The 16,044-nt window shown below is 65.4% G+C and carries 14 protein-coding genes; 11 read left to right on the forward strand and 3 right to left on the reverse strand.

The annotated features are described in order from the left end of the window. The first annotated feature begins 119 nt into the window (after positions 1–119). Complete coding sequence (locus E5P3_RS06780; RefSeq protein WP_162589563.1) at positions 120–2,765, forward strand: cation-translocating P-type ATPase; 2,646 nt, start codon at positions 120–122, stop codon at positions 2,763–2,765. Positions 2,766–2,859: 94 nt separating this feature from the next. Then, the gene (locus E5P3_RS06785) at positions 2,860–4,419 is read left to right on the forward strand and encodes a bifunctional aminoglycoside phosphotransferase/ATP-binding protein (RefSeq protein WP_174263041.1); all 1,560 of its coding nucleotides are present in this window, start codon (positions 2,860–2,862) and stop codon (positions 4,417–4,419) included. Positions 4,420–4,470: 51 nt separating this feature from the next. Here the strand turns inward: E5P3_RS06785 and E5P3_RS06790 are convergent, their stop codons facing one another. Beyond that, positions 4,471–4,992 (reverse strand): universal stress protein, encoded by a 522-nt coding sequence (locus E5P3_RS06790; protein ID WP_162585281.1) that lies wholly within the window; start codon positions 4,990–4,992, stop codon positions 4,471–4,473. Positions 4,993–5,128: 136 nt separating this feature from the next. Here E5P3_RS06790 and E5P3_RS06795 point away from each other — a divergent pair, with 136 nt between their 5' ends. Continuing rightward, positions 5,129–5,551, forward strand: coding sequence for a universal stress protein (locus E5P3_RS06795; RefSeq protein ID WP_162585282.1), 423 nt, complete (start codon positions 5,129–5,131; stop codon positions 5,549–5,551). 23 nt (positions 5,552–5,574) lie between these two features. Here E5P3_RS06795 and E5P3_RS06800 read toward each other — a convergent pair whose 3' ends face one another. Next, positions 5,575–6,054: an NUDIX domain-containing protein gene (locus tag E5P3_RS06800; RefSeq protein WP_332107372.1), complete on the reverse strand. Its 480-nt coding sequence runs from the start codon at positions 6,052–6,054 to the stop codon at positions 5,575–5,577. 103 nt (positions 6,055–6,157) lie between these two features. Between E5P3_RS06800 and E5P3_RS06805 the strand changes: the two genes are divergently transcribed. Beyond that, positions 6,158–6,742 (forward strand): hemerythrin domain-containing protein, encoded by a 585-nt coding sequence (locus E5P3_RS06805; RefSeq protein WP_162585284.1) that lies wholly within the window; start codon positions 6,158–6,160, stop codon positions 6,740–6,742. A 90-nt stretch (positions 6,743–6,832) separates the two neighbouring features. Beyond that, complete coding sequence (locus E5P3_RS06810; protein ID WP_162585285.1) at positions 6,833–9,205, forward strand: phosphoketolase family protein; 2,373 nt, start codon at positions 6,833–6,835, stop codon at positions 9,203–9,205. Between the two features lie 21 nt (positions 9,206–9,226). Here E5P3_RS06810 and E5P3_RS06815 read toward each other — a convergent pair whose 3' ends face one another. Then, entirely contained in the window at positions 9,227–9,940 is a 714-nt protein-coding gene (locus E5P3_RS06815; RefSeq protein WP_162585286.1) for a TetR/AcrR family transcriptional regulator, read from the reverse strand. A 166-nt stretch (positions 9,941–10,106) separates the two neighbouring features. Here E5P3_RS06815 and E5P3_RS06820 point away from each other — a divergent pair, with 166 nt between their 5' ends. The 6 genes from E5P3_RS06820 (at position 10,107) to E5P3_RS06845 (ending at position 16,034) form a co-directional block, all read left to right on the forward strand. Further along, complete coding sequence (locus E5P3_RS06820; RefSeq protein WP_162585287.1) at positions 10,107–10,865, forward strand: enoyl-CoA hydratase/isomerase family protein; 759 nt, start codon at positions 10,107–10,109, stop codon at positions 10,863–10,865. A gap of 2 nt (positions 10,866–10,867) precedes the next feature. Continuing rightward, a complete protein-coding gene (locus E5P3_RS06825; protein ID WP_162585288.1) occupies positions 10,868–12,097 on the forward strand; it encodes a CaiB/BaiF CoA transferase family protein in 1,230 nt (409 codons plus the stop codon). Positions 12,098–12,117: 20 nt separating this feature from the next. After that, on the forward strand, positions 12,118–13,461 hold the full coding sequence (gene fahA / locus E5P3_RS06830; protein ID WP_162585289.1) for a fumarylacetoacetase: 1,344 nt from the start codon (positions 12,118–12,120) through the stop codon (positions 13,459–13,461). 61 nt (positions 13,462–13,522) lie between these two features. After that, positions 13,523–14,521 (forward strand): tripartite tricarboxylate transporter substrate binding protein, encoded by a 999-nt coding sequence (locus E5P3_RS06835; protein ID WP_162585290.1) that lies wholly within the window; start codon positions 13,523–13,525, stop codon positions 14,519–14,521. Between the two features lie 11 nt (positions 14,522–14,532). Next, positions 14,533–15,054, forward strand: coding sequence for a DUF302 domain-containing protein (locus E5P3_RS06840; protein ID WP_162585291.1), 522 nt, complete (start codon positions 14,533–14,535; stop codon positions 15,052–15,054). Continuing rightward, entirely contained in the window at positions 15,051–16,034 is a 984-nt protein-coding gene (locus E5P3_RS06845; protein ID WP_162585292.1) for a Bug family tripartite tricarboxylate transporter substrate binding protein, read from the forward strand. Before E5P3_RS06840 ends, E5P3_RS06845 begins: the two co-directional genes overlap by 4 nt. Positions 16,035–16,044 lie beyond the last annotated feature (10 nt).

The raw sequence follows: 16,044 nt of genomic DNA on the forward strand, positions 1-16,044 counted from the left end.
CCTACCGAAGACTTGGTCATGTGCAAATGCATTCCTGTTCCCGCCGATGGCAGCACGACCTCGCCAGGCCGTGCATCGGGGCTCGTCGCCGAGATATGAGAGATCTACCGGCCGGTGCCATGAGGCCTGATCAAGACCTTGCGATCGACAACGCGCACCTGCATTCAGCGGAGGCCCTTGCCGCGCACCTGGAGGTGAACCCGCAGATTGGCTTGACGGGTGAACAGGCGAAGCTGCGGCGGGACGTTCACGGCGAGAATCGGCTGCCCGAGGTCGCTCGGCGCGGCGTGATCCGGCGCGTCGGCGATCAGTTCCGTGATTTCATGGTGTTGGTCCTGATCTCGGCTGCGCTGCTGTCCGGCTTCATCGGAGATCTTGCGGACACGGTGGCGATCGCGGCCATCGTGCTGCTCAATGCCGCGATCGGGCTTACGCAGGAGTGGCGCGCAGAGCGTGCGCTCGACGCATTGAAGCGCCTGGCCGCCGCGCACACCACCGTGCGGCGCGAAGGTCTCGCGCTCACCATCGACACCGCGCACCTCGTTCCTGGCGACGTGGTGCTGCTCGAGGCGGGCAACCTTGTCCCTGCCGATCTGCGCCTGCACAAGGTGGCTCAACTGCGCGTGGACGAGTCGACGCTGACGGGAGAGTCCGTCACGGTGGAGAAGCACACCGCGCACCTCTGCGAAGGTGAACATCCGCTTGGCGATCGGCTGAATATGGCCTACAAGGGCACGTTGGTGACGCATGGCCGCGCCGAAGGGCTGGTGGTCGCCACCGGTCAGCAGACGGAACTGGGCCGCATTGCCGGTCTGTTGCGGGACACCGGCCTGCGAAGCACGCCACTCCAACTGCGCCTTGCTGACTTCGGCAGGCGGCTCTCACTCGTGGTCTTGTTCATCTGCGCGCTGGTTTTCACCATTGGGGTGGTGCGGGGCGAGCCGGTGCTGCTGATGGCGCTCACGGCCGTCAGCCTGGCAGTGGCCGCGATTCCGGAGGCGCTGCCCGCGGTCGTGACGGTCCTCCTGGCGCTCGGCGCCCGTCGCATGGTGAAGGTGAACGCCCTTGTTCGTCGGCTGCCGTCGGTCGAGACGCTGGGATCGGTCAGTGTGATCTGCTCCGACAAGACCGGCACGCTGACCCAGAACCGAATGCGAGTGCAGGCCGTCGAGTATCCCGGCGGCGGGACACCGCAACCGTTGTGGGCCGCTGCGCTGCTGTGCAACGACGCGAGTCTGGACGCCAACGGCACGTGGGTGGGCGACCCTACCGAGACGGCGCTCGTCGATGCGGCGATGAAAAGCGGCATGGACCCTCAGGCAATCCGCGCGGCGCATGTGCGGCTTCATGAATGGCCTTTCGACTCCGAGCGAAAGCGCATGAGCACGTTGCATCGGGAGGGCGGCGACTGGGTCGTGCTCACCAAAGGTGCTCCCGAAGCGCTGGTGCCGCGCTGCACGCGCGCGGGCCGCGGGCAGCAGGAGGCAGCGCTCGATATCGCACAAGCCTTGAGCGTGGCGGCAGCGATGGCCGAGCAAGGCTTGCGTGTCCTCGCCGTGGCAAGGCGCTCGTTCGCGGAGGACCCCGCCGGATATCCTGCGCAAGCCGTCGAGGCCGACCTGGTCCTGCTCGGTCTCGTGGGTCTGGCAGACCCGCCGCGTCCCGAGGTCAAGGCAGCCGTCTCGGATTGCCGTAGCGCGGGCATCACGCCGGTGATGATCACCGGCGATCATCCGGCGACTGCGCTGGCCATTGCGCGCGAACTCGGCATTGCGGACGCCCACTCGCCGGTACTGACCGGCGTGCAGCTCGCCGTGCTGGACGAGGCCGCGCTGCGGCGCCTCGCAGGCGACGTGCATGTGTACGCACGGGTCGATCCGGCCCAGAAGATACGCATCGTGCAGGCGCTTCAGGCGCAAGGCCAGTTCGTTGCAATGACGGGCGATGGCGTCAACGATGCGCCGGCGCTCAAGCAGGCTGACATCGGCGTCGCCATGGGGCTGGGCGGTACGGACGTCGCGCGCGAGGCGGCGAGTCTGGTGCTCCTTGACGACAACTTCGCCAGTATCGTGGCTGCGGTCCGCGAGGGAAGGCGCATCTTCGACAACGTCCGCAAGTTCGTCCGCTACGCGATCACCGGGAACTCCGCGGAGATCTGGACCCTGCTTCTCGCGCCGCTCATGGGCTTGCCGATTCCACTGTTGCCGCTGCACATCCTCTGGATCAATCTGGTCACCGATGGATTGCCCGGGCTGGCGTTTGCCGCAGAACCCGCCGAACGAGGCGTGATGCGACGGCCACCGCGCCCGCCCGGCGAGAGCCTGTTCGCGGGAGGAATGTGGCAGCACACGCTGTGGGTCGGGCTCTTGATCGCGGCCCTGTGCCTTGGCGTCCAGGCCTGGGCCTTGAAGACAGGCATGCATTGGCAAACGATGGTGTTCACGGTGCTCACGCTGTCGCAGATGGGATACGTGCTGGCCATCCGCTCGGAGAGCGACTCGCTCTTCACGCAAGGATTGCGCAGCAACTGGCCGATGGCCGGTGCGGTGTTCTCGACCTTCGTGCTCCAGCTCGCGGTGGTCTATGTTCCGCCTTTGCAGAAGGTGTTTCGCACCGAAGCGCTGGCGATGGGCGAACTGGGGATATGTCTGGCATCCGCAGTCGTGGTATTCGCCATCGTCGAGACGGAGAAATGGTTGCGCCGGTCGATACGGTGCCTCCGGGCGGCAGAAGCGCCGAGCCCGCGCCGGGAACCGGCTGCCTAGCGGGCGGTGCGTTCCATTGATGCGCATCAAGTCGGCACGCCTCCTTGCAGACGCTGCGCCGGGAACAGGCGGAAATCGGATGCACACTATTGGAATGAATGCGCCAGAATCAACTGCCGTCGCGACGCACCGCTCGCTGGTGATGGCCTTGCTCGAGCGCCTGCAGTCCGACACCGGGGAGGCGGTCTCGCTGATGGAGACCCACATCTCCTGGGTGCTCCTGACCTCGCGGCTGGCCTACAAGCTGAAAAAGCCTGTCTCCCTGGGTTTCGTCGATTTCAGCACGCTCCCGGCACGCAAGCACTTCTGCGAAGAGGAGGTGCGCCTCAACCGGCGGCTGGCGCCTTCGCTCTACATCGGCGTGGTGGCCGTGTGCGGCACGACCCGGGCTCCGCGTATAGGAGAAGGCGACCCGATCGACTTCGCCGTCTGCATGCGGCGATTCCCCGAGGATGCATTGCTGCAACGCCTGCTGGAGGCTGGACGGCTGGAGGACGGCCATCTTGAACAGTTCGGGCAGCGGTTGGCTGCTTTCCACGCCCAGGCGCAGGTCGCCGCGCCGGCCTCCGAGTTCGGTGCTCCGGACCAGGTGGGTCGTCCAGCAGTCGATGCATTGGCACGTCTGCGCGCCGATGCCGGCGCGCAGGGCACGCGAGCCCTGCAGGCTTGGGTTTTCGAGCAAAGGAAGGCGTTGCGCACGGCCTGGTTCGCGAGGCAGCGCGGCGGTGCGGTCCGCGAATGCCATGGCGACCTTCACCTGGCCAATGTGGTGCTGATCGATGACCATCTGACCGCCTTCGACTGCATCGAGTTCGATCCTGCTCTGCGCTGGATCGACGTGATGAGCGACGTCGCCTTTCTCACGATGGACCTGAAGGCGCATGGCCGCAGGGATCTCGCATTCCGCTTTCTCGACGCGTACCTGCAGCACAGCGGCGACTACGCCGGGGTGCCGGTGTTGCGTTTCTACGAGGTGTACAGGGCACTGGTGCGCGCATTGGTCGGGCGCCTGCGTGCGCGTGCCGGGGTCGAGGTTGTGCAGTGCATCGAGCCGGACTATCTTGCCTGCGCAACACGACTTGCGAGGACGTCGAACACCGCACCGCGCCTGATGCTCACGCACGGGCTGTCCGGCTCGGGCAAGTCGACCATGGCTGCGGCGCTGCTGGCGGCTGCGGGCGCGATCCGCATCCGATCGGATGTCGAGCGCAAACGCCTCTTCGGATTGGGGGCGCACCAACGGTCACTCGACCATCATGCGGAGATCTACACGCAGGATGCGACGCAGCGCACTTTCGCCCGCCTGGCCGAGTGCGCGCGCACAGCGCTGCAGGCCGGCTACCCGGTGATCGTCGACGCCGCCTTCCTGCGCCGCGACGAGCGGCTGGCGTTCCGGGCCCTGGCGGCGGAGCTGCGTGTGCCCTTCTCGATCCTTCGTTGCCGCGCCGGCAAAGCGGAGCTGCGCAGGCGGATCGTGGCGCGTGATACCCAGGGGCGCGATGCCTCCGAGGCGACCTTGGACGTACTGGAGCGGCAGCTTGCGACCCAGGAGCCCCTGGATCCGGGCGAATGCGCCCTCACGCTCGACGTTTCCACGGACGCGCCGGTGGATATGGCTGCACTGAGCGCGCGCTGGCTTGCGCTTTCCCCCTGATCCAGCCCTCGGCGCGACTCCGTGGCCCGCCCTTCGAAGGCATGCAGCCGATCACTCGAAGGCCAGGGCGCCGGTCGGCAAGCTGACCGTCTTCGTCGCCTGAACCGGTTCGGCCGTGGATTCGACCTGCGGGGCGCGGACCAGCAGCACCGGCACGGATGCATAGCGCAGGATGTGCTCCGCACTGCTGCCCATGACGACACGACCGACACCGCGACGACCGTGAGTGCCCAGGACGATCAGGTCCGCGGGCCACTTGGCGGCTTCGGCGTTCACCAGTTCGTGGACCGCGCCCGAAAAGCTGTCGGACAACACCGCGTCGGCTTCGATGCCGGCCGCCCGGGCGCTGGCCGTCGCCTCGTCGAGGAGGCGCTTGCCGTTTTCACGAAGCACGTTCAGCCAGTCGCCGGCATATCCCGAGTAGGCGTCCATCGCGAGGGCGAAGGAGAGCTCGTCGATCACATGGAACAGCCGCAGCCGTCCTTGCGTGAGTTTGGCGACGCGAATGGCTTCTTCGAGCCCGTGCCTCGATGTCGGGCTGCCGTCGATGGGAACAAGAATCCGCTGATACATGACGCGCTCCTTCAGTCCAGGTTGAGGCGGTCAGTATCGGAATGACAGTGCGCTGAACTATTGATTTGGCGCAAGGGAGATCGATGAGCGCGCGACGATCATCGGGGCACCCAAGACTTTCGACCGAAGGAGCATCATGAAAATTCTTCTCGCAGTGGATGGCAGCGACTACACGAAGCGCATGCTTTCCTACCTGGCAACGCACAAGGACGTGCTGGGAGCGGGTCACGCCTACACGGTCTTCTATGCAGTTCTCCCGGTACCGCATCGGGCTGCCGCTTTCGCAGGGCCCGGGCTCGTTCATGGCTACTACGAAGACGACGCGCGCGTGGTGCTCGAGCCGGTTCGCGCGTTTCTTTCGGAGCATGGCATCGAGGCGGCGTTCGTTCACAAAGTGGGCCATCCGGCCGACGAGATCGCTTCGTACGCAGAAGCAGGCAAGTTCGACCTGCTGGTGATGGGATCGCACGGTGCCGGCGCGTTGAAGAGCCTCGTGCTCGGCTCCGTCGCCACGAAGGTATTGGCCCGATGCACGGTACCGGTCCTGCTGGTGCGCTGAGGTGCTGACGCGGCCCGTCGTGCTCACACGCTGAGCGCTTCGAGCCGGTCGATGAAGACGACCAGCCCGGCAAGGATGCTCTTGCGTGCTGCAGCCGTGGTGAACCAGGCAGCCCGGTCTGCTTCTGCGTAGGTGTTGACCTTGCCCGATCGCGGCGGCCATTCCAGTTCGAAGGTGTTCGACACCAGCGCCCCAGGATCGCAGTCGCCCTCGAAGGCCCAGGCCGACACGCGCTTGCCGCTGCGCAGGCGAGCCTCTCCCAGGCTCAGATGGCGTGTTCCCGGCGCAAAGCCGGTTTCCTCGGTGAACTCTCGCTTGGCGGCATCGAGGGCATTCTCGACGTCACTGTCGTACTCGCCCTTCGGAAACGACCATGCTCCCTCGTCGCGCCGCGCCCAGAAGGGGCCGCCGGGGTGCACCAACAGCACCTCGAGCACGCCTTCATGGCGGCGGTACATGAGCAATCCAGCGCTTCGCTTTGCCATCTGCGCGCATTGGATCATGCGCAGGGGCCGTTGTGCAGGCCGAAGTGACGTTCGTTTGATCTGCAGCAAGGCCGCCTCGCGACCGCCATGGGAGGCTAGGGCCTTCCAACTGGAAATTCGTATGGTCCACACCACCACCAAAATCATCCGTGAAGAGCACGCAGCGCTATCGGCGATGCTGCGCTCCATCCTGCTGCTCCTGGCGCAGCATCGCCGGCAAGGTACGCTGCCCGATTTCGGTGCGCTGCGGGCGATGCTGTTCTACGTCGATGAGTTTCCCGAGAAGCGGCACCATCGCAAGGAGACGGAGCTGCTGTTCCCGAAGCTGCGTGCGCGCACGCCGCTTTCGCGCGAACTGCTCGATCGCCTGGACGATGACCACGCGCGTGGCGAGCGAAAGATCCGCGAGGTCGAACACGCCTTGCTCGGGTTCGAGATGATCGGCGAGCCACGCCGGCACGCCTTCGAGCAGGCGGCGGAGCGCTATGTCGACTTCTATCTTGCCCACATGGCGATGGAAGAAAGGGAGATCCTGCCGTTGGCCGAACGGGTGCTCACCGACGACGATTGGGCCGACCTGGACGAGGCCTTCCGCGCCAACCGGGATCCGTTGACCGGCTGCGAACCCGAAGCGGACTACCGTGCACTTTTCACGCGCATTGTCAATGCAGTGCCCGCACCAATTGGGTTGGGCGCGGCCAGTTGACGTCGTACCTGGAGCGCCGCGCCTTGATCTTCCGCAAGCCTGCGCAATGGCCTGGGCATGAGTATCAGGCGAGCAACGCACGAGGTACGCATGAGAACTCACACGACCGGCCGGCCTGCGGCCGATGAACTTTCCCGCCTGGATGCGTGGTGGCGGGCCGCCAACTATCTTTCCGTAGGCCAGATCTACTTGGTGGACAACCCGCTGTTGCGTGTGCCGCTCGCACTGGAGCACATCAAGCCACGCCTGCTCGGCCACTGGGGCACGACGCCGGGATTGAACTTCATCTACGCACACATGAATCGCGCGATCAGGGCGCGCGACCTGGATGCGATCTTCGTTGCGGGTCCCGGTCATGGCGGCCCGGGCGTCGTGGCCAATGCGTGGCTGGAAGGTACCTATAGCGAGGTCTATCCGAATGTGGGGCAGAACGCCCAGGGAATGCAACGGCTTTTCAAGCAGTTCTCCTTTCCCGGTGGCATCTCCAGTCATGTCGGGGCCGGGACGCCAGGCTCGATCCACGAGGGTGGCGAACTCGGCTACTCCCTGCTGCACGCCTATGGTGCCGTCTTCGACAACCCGGACCTGCTGGCCTGCTGCGTGGTGGGTGATGGCGAAGCGGAGACCGGCGCGCTGGCAGCCAGTTGGCATTCGAACAAGTTCCTGAATCCGGCACACGACGGCGCCGTCTTGCCGATCCTGCATCTCAACGGCTACAAGATCGCCGGCCCGACGGTCCTTGCACGCATCGGCGACGAGGAGTTGACCCAGCTGATGCGCGGCTACGGCTACGAGCCTCATTTTGTTTCGGGGGACGAGCCGGATGCGATGCACCGGACGATGGCCACCGCACTCGACACGGCGCTCGATGTGATCAACGCCATACAGGTGGAAGCCCGCGAGGATGGCTTCAGCCGACGCCGGCACTGGCCGATGATCGTCCTGCGCTCCCCCAAAGGCTGGACAGGTCCCAAGACCGTGGATGGAGTGCCGATCGAGGGGACGCAACGCGCGCACCAGGTGCCTTTGAACGGGTTCGTCGAGAACCCTTCCCATGTCGGACTGCTCGAGGACTGGATGCGCAGCTACCGCCCGGAGGAGCTCTTCGACGAAGACGGTGCATTGCGTGCGGACATTGCCGATCTCGCTCCCCGCGGGGCGCGTCGCATGAGCGCCAATCCGCACGCCAACGGCGGTCTGCTTCTCAAGGATCTCCGGATGCCGGAATTCTGCGATTACGCGGTGGCCGTCCCCGCGCCGGGAGCGGTGAAGGCGGAAGCCACGCGGGTTGCCGGCGAGTTCTTGCGCGATGTCATGCGGCTCAATGCCGCAGACTGCAATTTTCGAATGATGGCACCCGACGAAACCACCTCGAACCGCCTGGGCGCGGTCTTCGAGGTCAGCAAACGGACCTCGACGGCCGAGATTCTCCCGGGCGACGACCACGTCGCGCCGGACGGGCGCGTGATGGAAGTGCTCAGCGAACAGCTGTGCCAAGGGTGGCTGGAAGGCTATCTGCTTTCCGGGCGGCACGGCCTGTTCTCGTGCTATGAAGCCTTCATTCACATCATCGACTCGATGTTCAACCAGCATGCGAAATGGCTGAAGGTATCCAGCGGCATTCCGTGGCGCAGGCCGATCGCATCATTGAACTATCTGCTGACCAGCCACGTCTGGCGACAGGACCACAATGGCTTCAGCCATCAGGATCCGGGCTTCATCGATCACGTGGCCAGCAAGAAGGCCGAAGTGGTGCGCATCTACCTGCCGCCCGATGCCAACACGCTGCTCTCGGTGACCGATCACTGCTTGCGAAGCCGCGGCTATGTCAACGTGATCGTGGCCGGCAAGCAACCGGAGTTCCAGTGGCTGGACATGGAATCTGCCGTGCGGCACTGCAGCGTCGGGATGGGGATCTGGACCTGGGCCAGCAACGACGAAGGCCAGGCACCCGACGTGGTCATGGCCTGTGCCGGCGACGTGGCGACGCTGGAGACGCTCGCTGCGGTCGATCTGCTTCGGCGCGAGTTGCCCGACCTGAAGGTGCGCGTGGTCAATGTGGTCGACCTGATGAGCCTGCAGTCTCCGTCGGAACACCCGCATGGGCTTGCGGACGCGGAGTTCGATTCGATCTTCACCGAGGACAAGCCGGTGATCTTCGCCTTCCACGGCTACCCGTGGCTGATTCATCGGCTCACGTACAGGCGCACCAACCACGCCAACTTCCACGTGCACGGCTACCGGGAGGAAGGCACGACCACGACCCCGTTCGACATGACCGTGCTGAACCGGCTCGACCGCTTCCACCTCGCTGCGGATGCCATCGACCGCGTGCCGCGTGTCCGCGATGCCGCAGGTCACGTCAAGCAGCACTTGCGCGATCGTCTGCTGTCGCACCGGGCATGGATCACTTCCCGCGGAGAAGACATGCCGGAGATCTTGAACTGGCGCTGGGCGAGCTGATCCGGGCCTTGTTCCTGGCGGCTACATCTGGCCACGCTTGAAGTTCTCGGGCCCCGCGACGACAGCAGCCAGAAACAGATCGATCGAGAACTCGATCATGCGCTGCGTGTCGAGGTTGCTGTCGGTGCGTGGAATGCGTCCACCCAGGATGAGCGCCGCGACGCCGTGCTCCATCGACCAGGCCGCATGCGAAAGGTAGTGGAGCTGCTCCTTGTCCCAGCCGCTCTCGAGCGCCAGCTCGAACACCGAGTCCGAGAAGTACGAGTATGAGATGTTGCTCGTCGCTTCGACATCGCCGCGCACGAATTCCTGCAGCAGCCGGGGGCCGGTCATCAGGTCGAACAGCCCGGCGTGCATCTGGGCATAGCGCACGTAGCTCAGCATCATCTCGCGAGCCTTCGGCAGGGCAGGCAGGTGCCGCGCGAAGATCTCCTTGCGCTGCTCCGCAAGCTGCTTGAATCCGCTGACGGCGATGGCTGCCAGCAACTCCTCCTTGCCCTTGAAGTGGCGCGACGGAGCCGCTTCGGAAACACCCAGCCGGCGTGCCAGGGCGCGCAAGCTCAGCTCGCTCGCCCCGTTTTCCTCGAACATCCTGCGGCCTTCCTCCACCAACGCATTGCGCAACCCGCCTCGCTCGTAGGCCGGCTCGCGCAGCTGCGGCGGCAATGCTCGCGGCCTCTTGGCAGCGGTTCGCGCAGCGCTGCGGTTTGGTGTCTGTGACGCCTTGCTGGTCATCGCTGGAGGGCTCCTTGCAACTCGGCCGATCTTACAAGCGCGAGTCGCGGGAATCGGATCTCACGTTATCGGGTTAACACTGATAACTAGAGCTGTTAACACCGTTATCATTGGCCGCAAGGGTGCGATGGCCATCCCGGCGATGTCACCTCGAAGGAGAAGATCAATGAGCTCGATTTCGTACGAAAAGGACGGTGCCGTCGGCATCGTCAGCATGGCCAAGCCACCGCACAACCTGATCGACAACACGATGCTCCAGGAGCTTGCGTCCACCTACGCGAGGGCAGTCGAGGAGGGGTGCCGCTCGATCCTGTTGCGAAGCTCGATGCGTCACTTCTGCGCCGGCGCCGACCTCAACGTCCTCGCGTCGGAGCGATGGGATCAGAAGGCGCTTGCGAGACTCTGGGCGTCGCTGGAAGACGTGCCGATCCCGACGGTCGCGGCTGTTCACGGCGCGGCACTGGGCGGCGGCTTCGAGCTGGCGTTGATGTGCGACATGATCATCGCGGCAGACACCGCTTCCTTCGGCATGGCAGAGGCCTCGCTGGGGCTGCTGCCGCTCCTCGGAGGCGTCCAGCGCGTCGTGCAGCGCGCAGGCCTGGCGCGTGGCAAGGAAATGGCCATGTTCGGCCGCCGTCACGATCCTCGGGCGCTGGAGCGCTGGGGCGTGGTCAACCTGGTCGCAGCAGAAGCCGAGCTCTCCGGCGTCTCGATCTCGTGGGCCCGGCAACTCGCGGCCGGGGCGACGGTGGCGCTGCGTGGCATCAAGACCGTCGCGAACCTCTCGGCCCGCAGCGGCATCTCGGCCGCCGACGCGCGACAGGAAGAGGTCAACGCGTCGATGTGGAACAGCGCCGATCAGGCACGCGGCCTCGCAGCCTTTGCGGCCACCGGCCCGGGCTCCGCCGTCTTCGAAGGAGATTGAACATGAGCGCGCCACTGGAAGGTCTGAGGGTCGTCGATTTCACCCGCGTGCTGTCCGGTCCGGGCTGCACCAAGGCGCTGCGTGACCTGGGTGCCGACGTCACCAAGATCGAGCCGCCTGCAGGCGATGTGGGCCGGGCGGGCGTACCGCATATCGGCGCCATGTCGACCTACTACGCCCAGCAGAACGCCGGCAAGCGCAACATCAGCCTCGACCTGAACTGGCCCGAGGCGCGAGACATCGTGGCGAAGCTCTGTGCCGATGCCGACGTGATCGTCGAGAACTTCCGTCCCGGAACGCTCGCGCGTTTCGGCTTCGGCTACGACGATGTGGCGAAGTTCAATCCGAAGATCGTTTACGTGTCGATCAGCGGCTACGGTCAAACGGGGCCATGGCGCAATCGACCCGCTTTCGCGCCGACGGTTCATGCCGAGACCGGCCTGACGGACATCCTTCAGAAGCACTACGAGGGCGCGATGGTCGAGATGCGCAACGACGCATGCAGCCATGCCGACGTCTATACGGGGCTCCATGGGGTCATCGCGGTGCTGGCCGCATTGCAGCATCGGTCACGCACCGGAGAGGGTCAATACGTCGACGTCTCGATGGCAGCGACGATGCTTTCGGCCAATGAACGCGCCGGCGCGCAGTTGTCAGGGCTTGATGTGAACGACGAGCCGTACGCCCTGAGCGCCAACGAGTCGCCGATCTTCGAACTGCCGGATGGACGGCGCCTCACGATCGCGACGAGTCCGGTGTTCTCGCCGATGTTCATTCGGTACTGCTCGATGATGCGCCGCACGGATCTGCTCAAGGATCCGCGTTTTGCCACGGCAACCCTTCGAAAGCTCAATCTTTCGAGCTTGCTGGCCGAGGTCAAGGCCTGGATCCTGACCTTCACCGACCTGGACCAGCTCCAGGCGCAAGTCAGCGAAGCGGGCCTGGCGATCGGCGTCGTGCGCAGCACGCAGGATCTCGCGGATTCCGAGTGGGCGAAGGATTGGGGCGCGGTCGTCGAAGTCGAAGACCGTGAAGGCGGAACCGTGCGCATGCCCGGGCCTCCGTGGCGCTTCGGCCGCTCCCGGCTGCCGGCGCCGGGCTTGCCCTACTTCCAGGGGGAAAGCAACGCGGAAGTGCTTGGCGAGCTGGGGATTCCGGCCAAGCAAATCGAAGCACTGCGCAAGCAAGGGGTTCTGCGAAGCCGTCGCAGCCCGGCTGGTGCGTTCGACTGAACAGCGTCGAGGCGAATCCCATGCGCACGATCGATCGAACCCACGATGCCGCGGCGAGCAGTTGGCTGGGGAGCGCGAACACGCCAGGCACCGACTTTCCGATCCAGAATTTGCCGTTTGCCGTGTTCCGAAGGGCAGGGAGCCGCGAAATGCCACGCGGCGGCGTTGCCATCGGCGACGAGGTCCTGGACCTGGCTGCCTTGAGCAGGACCCAGTGCCTCGAAGGCTTGGCGCTGCGAGCCGCGCAGTCCTGCGCCGCACCGGTGCTCAACGACTTCCTCGCCATGGGGCCCGTGGCATGGCGCACATTGCGGGGCGCGCTCTTCGACCTCCTGCACACGGGCGAGGTCGCCACTGCGCCGTCGCACGTCGAGACGGTCCGAGGCTGCCTGGTTCCGCAATCCGAGGTGGAGCACGCGCTTCCCGTCCGGATCGGCGACTACACGGACTTCTACACGTCGATCCACCACGCACGAACGATCAGCCGTCTGTTGGACCCGAAGGGCGAGGTACCCCGGAACTTCCAATGGGTGCCCACTGCGTACCACGGGCGGGTGTCTTCCATCGGGGTCGCGGGGCAGAAGTTCCGGCGGCCGCATGGCCAGGCGCTGCGGGACGGAAGCACCACGCCCGAATACGGACCTTCCAGGCGCCTCGACTACGAACTCGAGCTCGGCATCTATGTCGGCGCGGGCAATGCGCTGGGCGAGCGCATTGCGCTTTCGCGCGCCGAGGACCACGTCTTCGGCATTTCGCTGCTCAACGACTGGTCAGCGCGGGATATCCAGGCCTGGGAGATGGCGCCTCTCGGACCGTTCCATGCAAAGAACTTCACCACCACGGTCTCGCCCTGGATCATCACGATGGACGCACTAGCCCCCTACAGGATGCCGTGGACCCGGCCCGCGGCCGATCCGCAGCCATTGCCCTACCTGGAGAGCGCCTCTCACCGCGCAGGAGGAGCCATCGACATCCGGCTCCAAGTGTCCATCGAGACCCATCGCATGCGCGAAGCCGGCCTTGCAGCCGAGGCGTTGTCACGCACCAGCTTCTCTCATCACTATTGGTCCATCGCGCAGATGGTCACTCACCACGCCGCCGGCGGCTGCAATCTGCAGCCGGGCGACCTGCTGGGCAGCGGCACGATCTCCGGACCGGAGCCTGCCGAAGCGGGCGCACTGATGGAGCTCGCGCTTGCCGGCAAGAAACCGGTGCAACTCGGCAACGGCGAGCGTCGAAGCTTCCTGGAGGATGGGGACGCGATCATCTTCCACGGGTGGTGCGAGCGTGAAGGATTCAATCGCATCGGCTTCGGCTTCAACCATGGGCTGGTGCTTGCGGCACTGTCGCAGTCCGAGGAATAGTTTCGCTTCTGCCAATCGGCATTCCGGTCTTTCGTCAACGACAACCACATCGGAGCTCATCATGAAGACTAGCAATCAAGCGACCGGCCGCCTTGTCGGCTGGATCGTCGCAATGGCAGCGCTGCAGCCCTTCGGCGCCGCCGTAGCGCAGGCGCCTTCCTCGAAGCCCGTGGTGCTGCGCGTCGCCTATCCCGCAGGTGGCCCTGCCGACGTCGCGGCGCGCAAGATCCAGGTGCCGCTGCAGTCGACACTCGGGCAGACGGTCATCGTCGAGAACCTGCCCGGCGCAGGCGGATCGATCGCCGCGGCCAACGTGCTGAACGCTCCGCCGGACGGCCAGACGCTGCTGGTGACGACCGGCAACGACATGATCCTCTCGCCCCTCGCGATGTCGCAGGTGAAGTACAAGCCCGAGAACTACCGGCTGTTGGCGACCATCCTGCCGACCGACTTCACGCTGGTGACGAGTGCCGAGCACGCCTTCGCCAATGTCGACGAGCTCATCGAGCATTCGAAGAAGGCGGGCGGCAAGGAGATGACGGTCGGCAGCTGGGGCTACGGCTCGGCGCCCTACCTGGTGGCGGCGGACTTCGCCGCTGCCACGGGCGCGCGGCTGATGGATGTGCCCTACAAGGGGGCGGCGCCTGTCGTCCAGGCGCTGCTCAGCCGCGAGATCGACATGGCTTTCGTGCCGCTGGCGCCCAACGTGCTGGAGTTGGTGCGCACGGGCAAGATCAAGGCGATCGGCGTCGCGAACACGAAGCGCAACCCCTTCCTGGCCCAGGTGCCCACGCTGAGCGAGGGCAAGTACCTCAAGAACTTTGTCTATAGCGCGTGGGCAGCTGTCTTCATCCCGGCCTCCGCGCCCGAATCCACGGCCGCCAGGCTCGGCAAGGACTTGGCAGAGATCGTGAAGGGCGACGAGTTCCAGCGCTTTCTTCGCGACTCGGCCGCGTTGCCTGTCGAACCCATGACGCTCGCACAGGCCGATGCCTTCTATCGGCAGGAGATCGAGAAGTTCCGCCGCATCGCCAAGCTCGTCAAGCTCGAACCACAGTAGCAGGAGTTTCCATGATCAACGCCCCCCGAACACCGGATGTCTCGGTGACGACCTCCGTCCTTCCCGTGGACCACGTGAAGATCACCACGCCGAAGCCCTATGCCGAAGTCAAGGCGGCGCTCGAATCCAGGCTCGGCCGGCTCGATGATTCCATTCGGAATCTGTTGAAGAAGAACGAGATCGAAGCCGTCCGCGCCGCCCTGCAGAAGGCGGCGGGTGAAGATGGACTGGCCATCCACTATGTCGGCCCGCATGGAGACTGGCTGGCGCTGAAGGGTGAGCGCAGGAATGCGACCGCGTACCTGATCGGCAACGTGCTGTACGCCGTGCAGATGACGAGCATCGATCTTGCGGCCGGTCTCTATGCGCCGCTGCGGGTCGTCCTCTATGAAAACGCGGAGGGCGGCTCGACCTTCGAGTACGACAAGCCGTCGACGCAATTCAGCCAGTTCCGGCAACCGGAGATCGACCGCGTGGCGGCGATCCTCGACGAGCGGCTTCATTCGGTCCTGATCAAGGTGGGTACGCCATGACAAGCGGCTGCCTCAAGCGCCTGGCCTGGATCGGCCTCGCGAGCGTGCTCGCGCTCGCCTCGTCGCTCTCGTTCGCAGAGAGTTATCCCTCGCGGCCCGTCAAGATCGTCGTGCCGTACACCGCAGGCGGCCCCGTGGATCAGCTGGCGCGGGGGCTCGCGGAGCGGCTCGGCAAATCGTCGGGACAGCCGTTCGTTGTCGAGAACAAGCCGGGCGGCAATACCATCGTGGCCGCCTCGATGGTCGCCAAGGCGCCGGCGGACGGCTACACGCTGTTCATGGCCTCGTCCGCCAGCCTGGCCGTGAATCCCCTGGTCTACCGCAAGCTCGCCTACGACCCCGATCGCGACTTCGCAGCCGTTTCCCTGGTCGCCACGGCACCGCTGGTGATGGTGGTCGGAAACTCCACGCCGGCCACCCGCCTGAAGGAGCTGATCCCCTACATCCGCAGCCGCGAAGGCAACTTTGCCTATGCCTCGAACGGCAACGGCAATCCGCTGCACCTGGCCTGTGCGCTCTTCGGATCGATGGCCAACGTGGACATGCTGCACGTGCCCTACAACGGCACCGCGCCGGCCGTTGCGAGCGTGCTTGCCGGCGACACGCAGATGACCTGCGACATCGTGCTGAGCTCGATGCCCCAGATCAAGGCGGGCAAGCTCCGCGCGATCGGCATCGTGGGCCCTCGGCGCGTCGAAGCGCTTCCCGATGTGCCGACGCTGGCGGAAGAAGGGCTGCTCGGCGTCGATGCTGCCGTCTGGTTCGCGTTGGTGGCGCCGGCGGCCACGCCGCCCGAGGTCGTGGCCAAACTGAACAAGGAAGTGGTCAAGGCCATCGACGATCCGGCCATGAAGGCGCGCTTCAGCGCCATGGCGATGGAGCTCGGCAGCAGCTCGCCGCAGGGCGTCGTCGACCTGACGAACCGCGAACGCAGCAAGTGGGCGGCTGTCGTGCGCAAGTACGACATCAAGGTCGAATGAGGCTCGGGCC

It is taken from the genome of Variovorax sp. RA8 (assembly GCF_901827175.1).
Classification (GTDB): Bacteria; Pseudomonadota; Gammaproteobacteria; order Burkholderiales; family Burkholderiaceae_C; genus Variovorax.